14 protein-coding genes and 1 pseudogene are annotated in these 16265 nt (G+C 60.2%); 7 read left to right on the forward strand and 8 right to left on the reverse strand.

Translation table 11 applies throughout. The features are described from left to right. Positions 1-62 precede the first annotated feature (62 nt). Complete coding sequence (locus QQL24_RS12475; RefSeq protein ID WP_284312409.1) at positions 63-590, forward strand: DUF1697 domain-containing protein; 528 nt, start codon at positions 63-65, stop codon at positions 588-590. 302 nt (positions 591-892) lie between these two features. Here QQL24_RS12475 and QQL24_RS12480 read toward each other — a convergent pair whose 3' ends face one another. Then, positions 893-1705 carry a class I SAM-dependent methyltransferase gene (locus QQL24_RS12480; protein WP_284312410.1) on the reverse strand — a complete coding sequence of 271 codons (813 nt, stop codon included), beginning with the start codon at positions 1703-1705 and terminating at the stop codon, positions 893-895. A 323-nt stretch (positions 1706-2028) separates the two neighbouring features. Between QQL24_RS12480 and QQL24_RS12485 the strand changes: the two genes are divergently transcribed. Continuing rightward, entirely contained in the window at positions 2029-2940 is a 912-nt protein-coding gene (locus tag QQL24_RS12485) for an NAD-dependent epimerase/dehydratase family protein (protein ID WP_284312411.1), read from the forward strand. Next, entirely contained in the window at positions 2937-3941 is a 1005-nt protein-coding gene (locus tag QQL24_RS12490; protein WP_284312413.1) for a hypothetical protein, read from the forward strand. The genes QQL24_RS12485 and QQL24_RS12490 overlap by 4 nt, the downstream gene beginning before the upstream one ends. A gap of 280 nt (positions 3942-4221) precedes the next feature. On the opposite strand, the gene QQL24_RS12495 is transcribed toward QQL24_RS12490, so the two are convergent. The 3 genes from QQL24_RS12495 to QQL24_RS12505 are packed head-to-tail and all read right to left on the reverse strand — an operon-like array spanning position 4222 to position 7029. Continuing rightward, entirely contained in the window at positions 4222-5010 is a 789-nt protein-coding gene (locus tag QQL24_RS12495) for an ATP-binding cassette domain-containing protein (protein WP_284312414.1), read from the reverse strand. Further along, complete coding sequence (locus QQL24_RS12500) at positions 5007-6044, reverse strand: ABC transporter permease (RefSeq protein ID WP_284312415.1); 1038 nt, start codon at positions 6042-6044, stop codon at positions 5007-5009. The genes QQL24_RS12495 and QQL24_RS12500 overlap by 4 nt, the downstream gene beginning before the upstream one ends. A 1-nt stretch (position 6045) precedes the next feature. After that, positions 6046-7029 carry a sugar ABC transporter substrate-binding protein gene (locus tag QQL24_RS12505; RefSeq protein ID WP_284312418.1) on the reverse strand — a complete coding sequence of 328 codons (984 nt, stop codon included), beginning with the start codon at positions 7027-7029 and terminating at the stop codon, positions 6046-6048. A gap of 309 nt (positions 7030-7338) precedes the next feature. On the opposite strand from QQL24_RS12505, the gene QQL24_RS12510 reads away from it, so the two are divergent. The 4 genes and pseudogenes from QQL24_RS12510 to QQL24_RS36615 form a co-directional block, all read left to right on the forward strand. Further along, complete coding sequence (locus tag QQL24_RS12510; protein ID WP_284312420.1) at positions 7339-8454, forward strand: ROK family protein; 1116 nt, start codon at positions 7339-7341, stop codon at positions 8452-8454. Positions 8455-8781: 327 nt separating this feature from the next. Further along, on the forward strand, positions 8782-9924 hold the full coding sequence (locus QQL24_RS12515; protein WP_284312422.1) for a DegT/DnrJ/EryC1/StrS family aminotransferase: 1143 nt from the start codon (positions 8782-8784) through the stop codon (positions 9922-9924). Beyond that, on the forward strand, positions 9924-10586 hold the full coding sequence (locus tag QQL24_RS12520) for an acetyltransferase (RefSeq protein WP_284312423.1): 663 nt from the start codon (positions 9924-9926) through the stop codon (positions 10584-10586). Before QQL24_RS12515 ends, QQL24_RS12520 begins: the two co-directional genes overlap by 1 nt. A 453-nt stretch (positions 10587-11039) precedes the next feature. Then, a pseudogene (locus QQL24_RS36615) lies at positions 11040-11261 on the forward strand (CatB-related O-acetyltransferase); the annotation flags it as partial. A gap of 73 nt (positions 11262-11334) precedes the next feature. Here the strand turns inward: QQL24_RS36615 and QQL24_RS12530 are convergent. The 4 genes from QQL24_RS12530 to QQL24_RS12545 all read right to left on the reverse strand — a co-directional run bounded on the left by QQL24_RS12530 (position 11335) and on the right by QQL24_RS12545 (position 16238). After that, positions 11335-12216, reverse strand: coding sequence for a glycosyltransferase family 2 protein (locus tag QQL24_RS12530; protein WP_284312427.1), 882 nt, complete (start codon positions 12214-12216; stop codon positions 11335-11337). Between the two features lie 198 nt (positions 12217-12414). Then, complete coding sequence (locus tag QQL24_RS12535; RefSeq protein WP_284312429.1) at positions 12415-13467, reverse strand: ABC transporter permease; 1053 nt, start codon at positions 13465-13467, stop codon at positions 12415-12417. 80 nt (positions 13468-13547) lie between these two features. Further along, positions 13548-15077, reverse strand: coding sequence for a sugar ABC transporter ATP-binding protein (locus QQL24_RS12540; protein WP_284312431.1), 1530 nt, complete (start codon positions 15075-15077; stop codon positions 13548-13550). Positions 15078-15308: 231 nt separating this feature from the next. Then, positions 15309-16238 carry a sugar ABC transporter substrate-binding protein gene (locus QQL24_RS12545; RefSeq protein WP_284312433.1) on the reverse strand — a complete coding sequence of 310 codons (930 nt, stop codon included), beginning with the start codon at positions 16236-16238 and terminating at the stop codon, positions 15309-15311. Positions 16239-16265: the final 27 nt, after the last annotated feature.

The following is a 16265-nucleotide window of genomic DNA, read 5'->3' on the forward strand; positions in this document are numbered from 1 at the left end:
GGCAGGCCGGCGCTCGGGTTTGCGCTATTGTGCCGTCCGATTCGCCTCGCTGGGATATCGCCATGCGCCACATCGCCCTGCTCCGCGCCGTCAATGTCGGCGGCACCGCCACGATCCGGATGGCGGAGCTGCGCAGCCTCGGCGAACGGCTCGGCTTTGCCGCGGTGACGACGCTGTTGCAGAGCGGCAATCTCACCTTCGAGACGGATGAGGCCGACCCTGCCCAATTGGAGCAGCGTTGGGAAAAGGCGGTGGAAGAGCATTTCGGCGTCGCCACCGCCTTCATCATCCGCACCGCCCCACAATGGCAGGCCCTGATCGAGGCCAATCCCTTCGCGGCCGAGGCGAAGGCGGACCCTTCCCATCTCCTCGTCCTGCCTTCCAAAGGCTCCATCGCGGAGGCTGGGGTCGGGGCTCTGCGCGGCGCCATCAGGGGGCGCGAGTCCGTCGCCGCCAGCGAGCGCTGCCTCTACGCCGTCTATCCCGACGGCATCGGCACCTCCAAGCTCACCACCAAGGTGATCGAGCGCCATCTCGGCACGCTGGTGACCGGCCGGAACTGGAACACGGTGCTGAAGCTGGCCGGCTGAGGCCGCCGCCAGCCAGCCCGGGTCCAGAGGGACCGCCAGCAGATGCCCGCGCTCAACTCCGCACGACCTATGCCTCCTGTTCCCGGAGTCACAGCCGTGTCCCCCCTCTTCGATTAGAACGCCGCCCATCGAGAACGACGAGACGGACGAGACCGATGACACCCACCGACATTGCCGAGAGCCTGTTCGCCATGGCCCTGCTGGCGCTGGCCAGCCTGCTGCTGATCTCATCCGGCGTGTTCGCGGCGTAACGCTTCAGCAGCTTTCGCGTGCGCCTGTATTCAAATCATGAAGAACAAGCCTTAAACGTCAATATTGGTAAAATACTTCTTGAGAGACGAATTCTGCCGTCGCATCTCCCGCTTCAGCAGCTTCTTATAGATATTCCGAACCAACCCCTTGCTGCTTTCCACTTTTTCGCTGAGTCGCTCCGCCGCATTTTTTTTGAATCGATAATCCACGGCATTGCTCGAGATACCGCCATTCCTGACGATTTCACTCATCTTGGTCTTTCGGCGATCGATCGAGAACACCGTCATGGATTCAAAAAACTCGACCGAATGTATCTGCCGGGCAGGCGGCTTGGTGCCTCGGGTATTTCCCGTGTAACGGCCGTGAATGCGGTCGATAATCGATTTTGCAAATGCGATGAAGCTGTACGGCGAGGGGTTGCCGAACGATTTCATATAGCTGGCATGGGTATCCTCGACGATCAGCAGACCGCCGTCGCGAATGTGATGTACGGCCTTCTGCACCGTAACGATCTGCTGATGGTTCGTGTGACCGCCGTCATCGATCAGGATATCGACAGGCCCCACCTCCTTGAAGAAATTGTCCCAGAACTCCTCGGAGGCCTGGTCTCCGGTAAAAATCCTGAAGCCGTGTTCTTCCCACTTTTTGGCGGATGGATTAAATTCGACGCCGATTATGTTGGCGTTCTCACCAAAATAATCACGCCACATGAAGAGAGAACCGCCGTTCAGTACGCCAACCTCTACTACTGTTACAGGTTTTCCGACAAATCTGTTCAATACTTTGTCGTAGGCATCGAAATAGCTATCCTGCTTGACGGATAAATATTTCGAATTATCGAATGATTCACGCAGCGTCTTCATGTCTCGTCCTTAATTCGATGTCGTGTCGAGCGCTTCGTGGTCGACAAATTTGCGCGTTCGTAGGGCGTATCATGGAAAAAATCAATTCGAGGAAGAAGCGCGCGTTCTTGTCTGAACTTTCGTTCGAGACGATGTTTTAGAGCGTCCTCCAGGTTGATAATTCACACTTTATCTGTCTTCGCGCCCGGAAGAGGCCCGGTTCAAGTTCCATCAGGAAAACCATGGATCGAAGTCCGCATGAGAGGTATACGACCTTCCATGAATGCTCCTGCCTATGGCACTGAGTTCCGAGAGCATCGACTGTATAAGAAGACAGCTCCAGCATGCGAATTCTCGTTACGGGCGGTACCGGATTTGTCGGTCGATGGGCGGTGTCCGCTCTCAAGGAGGCCGGCCACGAAGTCGTTGTTTGCGCCCGGCGCGAGAGCGCCATTCCGGGCTGCCGCACGATCGAGGCGGACCTCCTCGACGACCGGGCGGCAGGACGGGTTATGGACTGGTCCCGTCCCGAGATCGTGCTGCATCTGGGCTGGTATGTCGAACACGGCAAGTTCTGGAACGCCCGGGAAAACCTCGATTGGGTGGCCGCGACAATGCGGCTTGCCACCGCGGCGAAAACCGCAGGTGTGCGAAGGTTCGTCTGCGCCGGCACCTGCATGGAATATGATCTTGAAGGCGAAAGAGGCCCCCTTCCCGAGACTGCCGCCACCAAGCCGAGCAGCCTCTATGGCGTATCGAAAGACGCCACCCGCCAGCTTCTCGAGGGTTATTTCGGGCCTCACGAGATCGAATTTGCCTGGGGGCGCCTGTTCTTCATCTTCGGCCCGAACGAGCAGTCTGACAGGCTGGTTTCTTCTATCGCGATCAGCCTGCTGTCCGGCCGGCCAGCCCTGATGACCTCCGGCGTGCAGGTACGGGACTTCTGCCCTGTTCAGGATGCGGGCGAGGCGCTGGCGGCGCTCGCCGTATCCACCGTAACCGGTCCGGTGAACATCGGCTCCGGCCAGGGTATGCGGATAGCCGAGCTTGCCGAGGAAATACGCGGTGCGGTCGGGGCCGGCGAACTTCGCTTCGGCGCATTGCCCGATCGAATCAACGAGCCCCGGACCATCCTCGCGAATATAGACAGGCTGCAGTTGGAGGTGGGCTACGAGCCAAGGCATGCAATGCGCGAGCGTGTCATTGAAACCGTGCAGTGGTGGAGAGATCGGGTCAATAGCCGCACACCGATTTGACCCTCGGAGCCAAAGCCGTCAGTCCCCCGGGTTATGATATTGCATTCGGCATCCACGACAGAAAGCCAACTCTATTTGGAAGCAAGGCCACCATGGCACGTGTGACTGTTGTATATCTCTGGCGAAAGGTAAACGACCCGAGGTATGCCCACGCATTCTTTCGAAGCATCAGCCAGTTTGCAGCCGGTGAAGACTTCGACTTCGTGTTCGCGGTGAAAGGATACGGTGCCGGGGAATTGCCCCCTTTCGCCGCGAAGATCGACCATGTGCCGGCATCCACGACCAAGGTGATGCATTTCACGGATGATCAGACGCCCCTCACGGTATTTCGGGCCGTCTCGAAGGTGTGCGGCACCGAATTCATCCTGAGCTTCAACTCCTGGAGCCGCATCCTGGCGCCAAATTGGCTGAAGAGTTACCTTGCGGCGTTCGAAACCGTGCCGGATTGTGGCCTGGTCGGCGCCAGCGGCGGCTATGAGACCGTGTGGGATCAGCCGTTTCCAAATATCGGGATCCGCTCCAACGCGTTCATGATCCGGACCGATCTGTTCAATTCGCTCGAGCCAGGAAACCTGGCGACAGTCGCTGGCGACCACCTCCTGGAAGCCGGGCCCAACGGAATGACCAAACAGATCATGGCGCGGGGCCTCCAGCCTGTCATCGCCGATCGCTTCGGCAACGCCTGGCAGGCGAAAGATTGGCCGCGCAGCCGCACCTTTCGCCTTGGGGAACAGGAAGGCCTTCTCATAGCGGACAATCGCACCAACCAGTATGCCTGTGGCAGCCGCCGCAAGCGCGGCCGCCTCGTTGCCCGCTGCTGGGGCCCCGGCGCCAAGGCCAAGCCAGGCTCCATGGCACGCAAGTTCCTGGAATGGCTGTGGTGGAATTATCCGCGCGGTCCCATCGACATCTATCCTGATGCCATGGCCAAGTTTGGTGAGATCCTTGCCAAGCTAACCGGGCGTCCGCCCAAGCCCCGGTCCACCGTCTTCCCAAACTAGAGCGTTCTACCTTCAAATCGAATCACCAAGAATCGCAAAATGCTTTTGATACCAGCAAGTTAATTTCGAAATTCGCTCCTACCTGAACGCTTTTTGCTCCAGCGGGTATTGGCTAGAGCAGAGGCGCTACTCGCGACGCTAGCTAGATGGCGCTCAGGCTTCTGCCAAAGGTCTCCGCCGAGACGCGTGTGCTTGGGTTCGAAAGGGCCCATGAATCGCGAAGGGGCACGAAAGTGTTGCCGCCATGGCATCGGCGACGCATCGAACGTGCATTTCTCCGCTACGCCGCACCCATGATCATCGCGACGAGTTCACGCTGCACGCCCTCTCGAACATCCATCTGGCCTACATCGCGGCCACGTCGCATGACCACCGCACGATCGGCCACGCGGACGACATGATCCATGTTGTGGCTGACGATGATGACGGACAGACCTCGCTTTGGCAGTGCTCGAACCATTTCAAGGATTTCGTCCGATTCGCGCACGCCCAGTGCGGCCGTCGGCTCGTCGAGAATGATTACACGCCGAGCGAACGCCACGGCGCGAGCTACTGCAACAGCCTGACGTTGGCCACCCGACATCAAACCGATTTCATGATCAGGCGCGACATGGCCGACACTTAGCTCCCCAGCGTGCTGGGTCCAACTGGCCCGCTCGCCGCGGGTAGAGATGAAGCCGAGCGGACCCATCCATCGCGGCCAGGTCGTTTCGCGCCCGATCAGGAAATTATCGGAGACCGTCAAATTGTCGAAGACAGCCAAATCCTGAAAAACGGTTTCAATGCCGGCCGAACGCGCGTCTGCCGGCGAACGCAACTTCAGCGGCTTGCCGTCGAGGACAATATCGCCCGAGTCGATCTGCACGATCCCCGTAATTGACTTGATCAGCGTCGACTTTCCAGCGCCGTTGTCGCCTAACAAGGCGAGCACCTCGCCTTTGTGAAGGTCGAGTGAAGCGCCGGCGAGTGCTGTCACGAAGCCATAGGACTTTCGCGCGTCGCGCACCGACAAAACGACGTCGCCGGTCCGTTCCGAGCCGTATGTTTCGAGAGAGGCGGTCGCGATCATGTGTTGGCCTGCCTTGCGCGCAAGACGCGGATTTTGGTTTCGACCTTCTTGCGAACGACATCGAGCTCGAGCGCGACGAGAATGCCGATCCCGATGGCCACCGAGGACCAGAATGGCGAGACATCGAGCTGCTGCAGGCCACCCCGGATGACCGCGATGATGAGCGCCCCAAAGATCACATTGGCTATGTTGCCACGCCCACCGAACAGACTGGCACCACCTACGACGACTGCGGTGATGGCATCGAGTTCGTATCCCGCACCCGATAAAGGCGAGGCCGAGCCGGTGCGCCCGTGATAGAGCATGCCGGCCACGCCGGCCATCACCCCGCACAAGGCGTACGCGCTCATGATAAGTCGATCACGCGGCAAGCCGACCCATTGCGCAACGTCCGGATTGCCGCCCACCGCGTAGAGCCAACGTCCCCACTGCGTTCGTCGCAGCAGCAACCAGAACAGGCCACACAGCAAGATAACCAGGAAGGCATTTGCCGGAATGCCGAGTATCTTCCCATTCGCCAGCCAGTGCACAGCGGGAGAGACGCCGACCAGGGTGTTGCCTCCGCTGATCAACAACGCGACACCGGCAGCAATACCGAGCATCGCCACGGTGACGACCAGCGGCTGAGGGATGCCACCCTTTACGATCAGAAGGCCATTCAACAGGCCGACCGCGAGTCCAACCAAAGGATAGAGCGGCAGTTGGGCCAATGAGCTGGGTGCGTCGACGCCTGTCAACGTCGCGACGACCACGACACTTAACGCCAAGGTGCTGCCCACCGAGACGTCGACGCCGCGCACAAGTATGACAAGAAACTGGCCTAGTCCCAGCGCGCAGACGATTGCGCTTTGCGCCATGAGATTCTGTAAATTGTGAACGGTCAGGAAGTTCGGCGCGATGGCGCCAAATATCGCCACCAGAGCCACCAGGATTACAATGGGCCCGGATTGAAGGAGCAACATGAAGGCGGCGAGATGATCTCGCCGCTCCTGCTCTTTCGCCCGGCCCTCGGAAGGGGCCGCGGATCCAGTCATCTTACTTCACGATCGCGTCTACATTACCGGCGACAACGTCCGAAACAGTCTTCACCATCTGCCCGGCATTCTCAGACGTTTGGACAGGCTGTGCTGGAACGACGACCTTCGCAGGCACGCTTTCGCCACGTGCGAGCGCCGCAGTTGTGTCAGTAGCGGTTTTGGCAATAACCTCGAAGGGATACGGCACAGTGAACTTCCAATTCGCGTCGCCCGCAGCGATGGCCTTCAGTGCGTATTGTTGTCCCCCGATCGAGCCGAGAATAACCTTGCTGTCGGCTGCCTGCAGGGCTTGCGACGTACCCTGCGCGGAAACGTCGAAGATGTCGTAGATCGCCACGAGGTTGGGGTGTGCGTTCAACATACCTTCGGCGATCGTGCGCGAATTGTTCGGATCGCAGCGGGCATCCCCTTCAGCGACGATTTTCAGATTGGTGTCCTTGATCGCATCCTTGAAGGCGTTGATGAAGGCATCAGTGTCGGAGAGGCCGGCGATACACCGGATCGCACCAATTTCTCCGCCTTTCGGCAGCAATTTCACAAACTCCCCCACCACTTCCTTCTCAGCGGCGATTGGATCGTAGTTGACTTGAGCGGTGAGCTGATCGATTGGCGGCGGGGCACCGTCGAACGAAATAACCTTCACTCCGGCTTTTGTCGCTTCGTTGAGGGCTGCGACCAACTCCTGCGAGGTCGCGCCGGTGTTCACGGCGATGACCTTATAGCCGTCAGTAGTTGCGTTGTTGATTGCCTGGATGAAGAAATTCACATCACCGCGCGAAGTGCCCGATTTCACATCGATCTGGACATCGTTGATGAGCTTGGCGCGGCCGAGAGCGACATTGTATTGCCGCACATACGACTGGTCTCCGAGATAGGAGAACAGCATGAGAGCTTTTGGCTTGCCGTCTGCAAAGGCGGGGACAGCAGTGGCCGCAAGCAAAACTGCCGCGGCCACGCCGCAGCGGATGGTGCGAAAGCGCATCACAGTTTTCCTCCCGGTTGGCAAGCGGCGGCTTCTTTTCACGGCACCGGCATGCTGAGGGAACATGGCGTCGAAGGGATATTATGTCAATCTCTTTTCGTTATGGGGTCGACTTATGTATTTTTTTTATCATAATGCGTTGTGTTGAGCAGCTAGTTGATTTAGTCGGGCAATTGTCGTTCGGTGGCACTCGTTGATGGATTTGCTGTGACCCCTAAAATTCGCCGTCCTCGGCTGCCGTCCGCGGGAGCGCTTGAACTGCTGCCTCGGATTGTTTCCGCCAGGCAACCAATATCACGCGGCGGACTGATGGAATCGGCCGGACTCAGCCGAGTTACGATTGGTCAGCGCTTGGGCGAGTTGTTCGAGGCATCGATTATTCGCGAAGGTGATGGCACGTTGTCGTCCGGAGGGCGGCCTAAACGTCAGATCGAGTTAAACAACGAAGCCGGACTCATCGCGGCGGCGGATGTTGGTGAAACCCATCTGCATGTGGGGATCGCGGATCTCGCTGCGAACGTTCTGGCCGACAAGACAATCGCTTTCGATCTCACGCAATCGCCCGAGTCGACGCTGTCCGAGATTGCCGAGGCGGTCGATAGTCTGCTTGCGTCAAACGGCCGGCGCGTGCGTGAGTTGATCGGTATGGGTCTATCCCTGCCGGCTCCGGTAAATTTTCTGGAAGGGACTGTTGTCGGCCCGTCGGTTATGGCGGGATGGGATGATTTCGATATTCGGAGCTTCCTTTCCAGCAGAATTTCAGTACCGGTTACCGTTGACAACGACGTGAACATTTTGGCGCTCGCCGAATCAGCATGCCGCAAAGATCGTTCCGCACAGATAGCGTTTGTAAAAGTTGGTACGGGTATCGGGTGTGGCATAATTGCGGACAACCGTTTGTTTCGTGGTGCCAGTGGCGCGGCTGGCGATATTGGACACATTCAGGTCTCGAGCAATGCTGTGCATTTATGCAGATGCGGCAAGCTGGGATGTGTTGAAGCTTACGCAAGCGGTTGGGCTCTTGCGCGCGACCTCCGAGACAATGGCTTCGACGCTCATACAGCACGCGACGTCGTTGCCTTGGCGCGGAGCAATGTACCGATAGCAATTCAGCTCGTCCGACAAGCCGGAAGAGTTGTGGGTGAAGTCGTCGCGGACCTGGTCAGCATTCTCAATCCAGATCACATCATCATCGGCGGCATGCTGTCGGAGACGGGACATCACTTGCTGGCGGGGGTCAAGGAGATGGTCTATCAGCGCTGTCTGCCCCTTGCGACGCGCAACCTTTCGATCACGCTCGCGGGGCATCGGCCGCTCGCCGGAGTTGAGGGTGCGGCACTCCTGGTCCGCTCGGAAGCCTTCTCGAACGAAAGTGCAAACGCCACGGTGAATAGAATTTTCGACAACCTTCATCCACGAATATGAGCCGTACCCGCCTTATCGCCAAGGTTAAATCTATGCTCGGCAGAGCGTGAGTTGGACCGTCCGAGCTAGGCCGACTGAGCCGGCGAGACCGCCTTTCTCCAGAACACCGGCCTTGGATCGAATGTCGGCTTTTCCTGACGATGCCCAAAAGTGGACTGACGGAAATCCGCCAAGGCCGTCCATCCCGAGAGAACCCACAAGCGCTAGGCAGCTAGGTCGCGTTGAACCCATCAAAAGCTCTGTGCGGAGATACTGGCATCGCACGGCTGGCATCTGCCTGGCAGTCGCGATATGAGTGACCACCCCACTGAAGGCATTTGAGTCACCGTGATCATTGCGCCTGAACGCATCCCTGTCGCCGGCCCCTCCATCACAGATCGCGAGCCGGAGCTCGCCGCCGAAGCCGCGCGCACCGCGTGGTATGGCAACCACTATGCCTACAATGCCCGCTTCGAGAAGATGATGGCCGAATATGTCGGCGTTCGGCATGCCGTCGGCGTGCCGCACGCGACGGCCGCCTTGCACGTCATCTTCGCGGCCCTCGGCATCGGCCCGGGCGACGAGGTCATCGTGCCGGATGTGACCTGGATCGCCTCGGTCGCGCCGGTCGTCTATGTCGGTGCTGAACCCGTCCTGGTCGACATCCTGCCGGATACCTGGTGCATCGACCCGGCGGCGGTCGAGGCGGCCATCGGACCGAAGACCAAGGCAATCCTCGGCGTCGACCTCTACGGCTCCATGTGCGACTGGGACGCCCTGCAGGCGATTGCGGACAAGCACGGCCTCCATCTCATCGAGGATGCGGCCGAAGCCCTCGGCTCGAGTTATAATGGCCGCCGCGCCGGCTCCTTCGGGCGCGCCGCCGCCTTCAGCTTCCATGGCTCGAAGACGGTCGCGACAGGCGAAGGCGGCATGTTCGTCACCGATGACGCGGATCTGGCCAAGCGCATGCTTTTCCTGCGCGATCACGGCCGCAATCCGGGCGACCGCTTCTTCCTCAACCACGAGGTTGCCTTCAAATATCGCATGAACGCCGTGACGGCCGCCCTGGGCATCGCCCAGATGGAGCGCATCGACGAGTTGATCACGCATAAGAGGGCGATCTTCCGCTGGTACCAGGAACGCCTCGGCAATCTGAACGGCATCACCCTCAATGCCGAGCCGGCGGGCGTGGTCAACTCCTATTGGATGGTGACTTCGGTTTTCGATCCGGCGCTGGGCTACGACAAATTCGAGCTGATGGCGGCTTTCGACAAGCGCAACATCGATACAAGGCCTTTCTTCTCGCCCCTGTCTTCCCTACCGGCCTTCGATGACCGCCCCAATGCCAAGCGGCTAGTGAAGCCGGATGATCGTGGGCAAGCCATCGCCAAACATTCGATCAACCTGCCTTCCGGCTACAACATGACCGAGGAGAAGGTCGACATTGTGTGCCGGGCCATGCGCGAGATTCTGTCAGTACCGCGGTGATGACCGATGCAAGCCGCCCTTTGGTGATCTGGGGAGGCACCGGCCATGCCAGGGTGTTGCGCGAACTCGCGCAGACTCTGGGGGCGAGCGTCGCTGTCGTCGTCGATAGCCGCAGCGTGCCGGCTCCGTTTTCAGGCGTCTCCATCGTGCAGGGGCTGGACGGTTTGAGGGCATGGCTCGCCGGGCAGCCCCATTCGCTGGATGCCTATGATTTTGCCATTGCCGTGGGTGGGGGCTTCGGCCGCGATCGCCTGATGCTCGCCTCTCAGTTGAAGGATCTCGGCCTGGTGCCGCGCACACTCGTCCACCCGACCGCAAACGTGGCCGTCGACGCCAGCCTGCAGGAGGGTTGCCAGATCTTGATGGGAAGCGCGATATCGGCCTGCGCGACCATAGGTCGATTCACGATCATCAACACCAAGGCAAGTGTCGATCACGACTGCAGGATCGGAGATGGTGTGCATGTCGCCCCCGGAGCCACGCTGTGCGGAGAAATCCAGGTGGGCGATGGCGCCTTTGTCGCGGCGGGCGCAACCATCTTGCCGAGACTGCGCATTGGAGCCGATGCGGTAGTTGGAGCAGGTGCCCTCGTCACCCGGGACGTACCCGCCGGAGCCACGGTCATGGGCTGCCCTGCGCGGGTCATCTCACCTCTCTCCTGAAGGCACTCCCCCACTCGTTGAAACTGCAGGAAGGCTGGTGCTGATTTGTCCAAGGAAACGAACCCGGAAAGCTCCCGCCAGGTCCTTCTGGATTACCCGCCGGATAATATCATACTGCGCTCGGGCTTCGATCGCTGGCTCAGCCAGGCAAGGCTGCCGCGCTCCTTGCTTAACTCAATACGCAAATACTCCCGAAGCAAATACGCTGCCCGGGACGATCTCATGCGTGCGACCGTGGAGAAACGCTTTGGCATCCCGGTTGGCAAGTACAGTTATGGTTATAAACAGTTCTGTTACAAGAATTCACCTGTGGTAGAGATCGGGGGTTTCTGCTCGTTCGGCCCCAATATCGGGGTGTCTATGGGCAATCATCCCCTTCACCTCGTCTCGACCAGCCCGGTCTTTTACCTGGACAAATGGGGTATCGTGACCCGTACGCGCGATGAAGTCCGGCCCGTGGATGGCCCAATCCGCATTGGCCATGATGTTTGGATCGGCCTCGATGTGACTTTGTTGACCGGCGTCACCATCGGACATGGGGCGGTCATCGCCGCCGGCGCCGTGGTGACGAAGGACGTGCCGCCCTATGCCGTGGTCGGGGGAGTGCCGGCCAAGCTGATCCGCTACCGCTTCGACGAGCCGACAATCGAACGCCTTCTGGCCAGCAAATGGTGGACCTGGCCGGACGATCAGCTCCGGACCGAAGCCGAGGCCTTCCTCAATCCTGCCAGTTTCAATTCGGCCAGTTTCAATTCTGGGTCGTCGGAACCGGCCGCTTGAAATGGCCGGCCAGCTCGCGCTTCAGCACGCGGCGCGCCTTGTAGACGCGCTTGCCGGTGTACGGCCATATGGCTGCGTTCAGGATGAAACGGGTCGTCGCTCCGAAATCACGCTCGGCGAGAAAATCCTGGCAGGATTTGATGAAGGTGGCCCGCATCTTCTTCACATGGTCGAGCGAAGGCTTCTCCCCCTTCTTGGGCGTATATTCCTTGACGACCAGGCGCTGGACAAAGCGCGTCTCCGGCACCGCCACCACCGCACGGTCGAGCAGAAGGGGATAGAGCGTCAGATGATCGGAAGCCCAGGCATAAGGGAATTCGGTCCAGACGCGGTGGACCAGCGGGCGCAGGGTCGCCGTGTCCCATAGGCCATAATACCAGCCGGCATGGGAGCGGAACATCAATTGCACGATCTCGATCGCCGGCAGTGACCGCGCTGGCAATCGGGGCACCAGGATCTCGGTCTTACGCCCGGCGCGGCGGACATGCTCGATCGTTCCGGTCGCCAGCTTCGCCCCAGGATTCTGCTTCAGGCCAGCGAGCAGCTTCTCGATGTAGTCCGGCGAGGAGAGATCGTCATGGGCGCGCCACATGAAATAGGGAGAGGTCGCCTGGTCAAGGGGATCGATGAAATTCTTGATGGCGCCCATATTCTCGGGACGCCTGAGATAACGGATGCGCGGATCGCGGGCAGCAAACCCTTCGATGATCTGCTGGGTTCCATCGGTGGAAGCATTGTCGAAGATCAGGATCTCGATGTCCCGGAAGGTCTGGTTGACGAGGCAGTCCAGGCTCTCGGCAATGAGATCCGCGCCGTTGTAAACCGGCACTCCAACAGTCACCTCAGCCATGGTCACTCCGCCTGAACCGGCAGGCGCCACCATCCTTTCGGCACGCCGGCGCCCTTCCTATTATGGGTCTTACTTACCCATAGCGGCAATACATTGATAGCCCCACAGCGGCAATACATTGATAGTGAGTCCTCCAACATGAAGCGGCCCATTCACCGGGAATGGGCCGCGCCGGTCTCGGTCGAAAGGGCTGGAGCCTTACACCTTCCGGCGCTTGTTCCGGCGATACTGATCGATCACCACGGCCGTCACGATGATGGCGCCGAGCACGATCTGCTGCGGGGCGGCCTGGACGCCCACGAAGGTGAATCCGGACTGCACCACGCTGAGGATGAGGAGGCCGATCACGGTGGAAGTGATGCGTCCGACACCACCGGAGAGCGAGGTACCGCCGATCACCACTGCGGCGATGGCCTGCAGCTCATAGCCGAGGCCCGCACCCGCCTGGCCGGAGCCGGCCCGCGCAATCTGCACCACGCCGGCGAGACCCGAGAGCAGGCCGGCAATGCCGTAGACTTTCACCAGATGCCATTTCACGTCGATGCCGGAGACACGCGCGGCCTGCATGTTCGAACCGATGGCATAGGTGAACTTGCCATAGCGCGTGTAGCACATGGCGATGTGGAAGATCAGCGCCACCGTGAGGAAGATCACCGTGGGCACGTCCACCGAGAAGCCGAACAGTTCCACCGGCGAACCGAGCACGCGGAAGGAGGGCGTGAAGGTCGAGACGGGCTGGCCGTTCGTGTACCAGGTGGCGAAGCCGCGCGCCGAGACCATCATGCCGAGCGTGGCGATGAAGGGCGGCACACTGGCATAGGCGATCAGGGCGCCGTTGATGGCACCGGCGATCAGGCCGGTCGCCAGGCCCGCGAGCACGGGTATGATGAAGGGCAGGTCCGTGAGATGGGAATAGACCACCGAGCGCGCCGTGCTGACCTGCGCCAGCGAGGCCGCGATCATCGCCGTGGCGCCGACGACCGAGCCCGAGGAAAGATCGACGCCGCTGGTGATGATGGTCTGCGCCACGCCCACGGCGATGATGCCGATCACCGCCACCTGCAGGAAGATGATGCTCAGGCGGCCGGAATTGAAGAAGAAGCTCTGGCCCTTCAACGGCCAGCCGATGGCCTCGAACACCGCAATGATGGCGGCGAGTACGACCAGAATGCTCAGTTCCTGCGGCAGCCGTCGATGCGCCTTCACGCTCGATATCTGCGGCGACTTGCCGGTTGCCTCATTCGCAGACATTGGATCCTCCAGTTCTTCTCTTTGAGCGCCCTCTGGGACGCGTTGTCGGGGTTCTTTCCAATTCCAAAACGCAACTCGCGCTAGCGCGCGGCCAGTTCCATGATGCGCACCTGGTCGGCCTCGGCCCTGTCGAGGATGCCGGTGGCGTGGCCGGCATGCATGACCAGGATGCGGTCACTCATGCCCAGCACTTCGGGAAGTTCGGACGAGATCATGATCACCGCCACGCCCTCGCCCGCGAGGTTGCTGATCAAGCGGTGGATCTCCGCCTTGGCGCCGACATCGATGCCACGGGTCGGTTCATCGAGGATGAGGATGCGCGGCTTGGTGAGAAGCCAGCGGCCGATGAGCACTTTCTGCTGGTTGCCGCCCGACAGATTCTCGATACGCTCATGCATGTTGGGCGTCTTCACGCGCAGCGTCGTGCTCATCTGGGAACAGGCGGGTCCGACCTCCGCCGAGGAGACGAAGCCGGCCTTGACAAAGCGTTGCGTCAGCACCGCCATCTGCATGTTCTCGAGGATGTCGAGAATGAGGAAACAGCCGGTGTCCTTGCGGTCTTCGGTGAGGAAGGCCATGCCATGGCGCATGGCCACCGACGGCGCCCCGATGTTGACCTTCCTGCCGTCGATCTCGATGCTGCCGCTGGAAGCGGGGGTCACGCCGAACAGGGTCTCGGCCACATTGGAGCGCCCTGCCCCAACCAGCCCGGCAAAGCCCAGGATCTCGCCGGCCCGCAGGTCGAAGGAGATGTCGTGGAAGACGCCGTTGAGGGTGAGATTCTTGACCGAGAGCACGACGTCGCCGATCGGCACCGTCTCCTTGGGAAACATCTGCGTGATCTCGCGACCCACCATGCGGCGGATGATCTCGTCGCGGGTGAGGTTCTTGGCGAGGTCCGTGCCGATATATTTGCCATCGCGAAAAATCGAGACTTCGTCAGCAATCTGGAAGAGTTCGTTCATCTTGTGCGTGATGTAGACGATGCCCTTCCCCTGGGCCTTGAGGTCATGGATGATCTCGAAGAGGTGGGCAACCTCGGTCTCGGTGAGGGCCGAGGTGGGTTCATCCATGATCAGCACGTCGGAATCATAGGAAACCGCCTTGGCGATCTCGACCATCTGGCGGTTGGCGACGCTGAGCGAGCCGACCTGCACCGTCGGGTCGATCCTGATCTTGAGCTGCTCGAAGAGCTTGGCCGTGCGGCGATTGAGTTCGCCATGGTCGACGAAGCCGAAGCGGGTCAGGGGTTCGCGGCGGATCCAGACATTCTCGGCCACCGTCATGAACTGCATCAGGTTGAGCTCCTGATGAATCATGGCCACGCCATGCTCGAGGGCGTCGAGCGGACCGGCGAAATGCACCTCCTGGCCGCGCAGTTTCATGACCCCGCCATCCGGCTGGTAAACGCCCGCGATGATCTTCATCAAAGTGGACTTGCCGGCGCCATTCTCCCCCATCAGCGCGTGCACCGTTCCCGGCCGCAGCTTGAAGGAAACATTGTCGAGTGCGAGCACGCCGGGAAAGCCCTTGCGGACGCCCTCCACTTCGATGAGATAATCAGAGCTTCCAATGCCGCGGCTCGGCGCGGCCGATTGCGCAACAGCCATCCTTGTTCTCCCTGTGCCAGCGCGCAATCCATTCAGCGAGCTTGATTGCGCTCTTAAGCCCTTGTTTCGTCGCACTTTCCTGACACGAAACGCCATCCGTTCCGCCTGAAAATGCGCCGGCCGCTACTGCGTGCTTCACCGGTTCGGATTCGCATCCAAACGCATGCAGCAGGTGGAGAGAAAATCATGAACTCCTCCGGCCATCGCCGGAGGAGCCATGGCGCAGTTCAATCAGTTCTTCTTGATGTATTTGTCGGCATTGGCCGGCGTCACCAGCTCGAAGGGGATCCAGACCATCGGATCGGCGATCTTCTCCCCCTTGGCGAGCTTCAGCGCGGTATCGACGGCGCCCTGCCCCTGGCCGGCAGCGTTCTGGAACACGGTCACCTGCAGGTCGCCGTCCTTCAAGGCACCGAGGCCATCCTGGGTGGCGTCGACACCGCCGACGAGGGTCTTGCCGCCAGCAATGCCCGCCTGCTTGAGGGCCTGGATGGCGCCGATGGCCATTTCGTCATTGTTGGAGACCACGGCGGCCGGCTTGATGCCGGAGGTCAGCCAGTTGGTCATCAGGTCGATCGCCTGGGTGCGATCCCAGTTGGCAGTCTGCTTCTGCACGATCTTGATGCCGGTGCAAGGCTCCTTGGAAATGACGTCCTCGACGTCCTGCGTGCGCTGGCGGGCAGCCTGGTTGGACAATTCGCCCATGATGACCACGATGTCACCCTTGCCGCCGAGCAGCTTGCAGATTTCCTTGGTCTCGAGCGTGCCGGAATCGACCTCGTTCGAGCCCACGAAGGCCACCTTCTCGGGCAGCTTGTCTTCAGAGGGCATGCGGTTGACATAGACGAGCGGAATGCCGGCATCGGTGGCGAGCTTCGTCATCTGGGGCGTCGCGTCGGTGTCGACGGGATTGACGATGATGGCGTCGACCTTCTGGGCAATGAAGTTCTGGATCTGGCTGAGCTGCTTGTTGACGTCGTTCTGGCCGTCTTCGATCTGCAGGTTCACACCGGGCTTGGTCTTGGCATAGTCGGTCATGCCGTTGCGCAGCACGGTGAGGAAGTTGTCGTCGAATTTGGCCATGCTGACGCCGATATTCTCGGCATAGGCCGTGCCGCACAACAAGGCAGACGCGGCAAGAGCGATAAGGGTCCGTTTCATTGTCATTCCTCCTGGATGTCCGGATGC

It is taken from the genome of Labrys miyagiensis (assembly GCF_030160835.1).
Lineage (GTDB): Bacteria > Pseudomonadota > Alphaproteobacteria > Rhizobiales > Labraceae > Labrys > Labrys miyagiensis.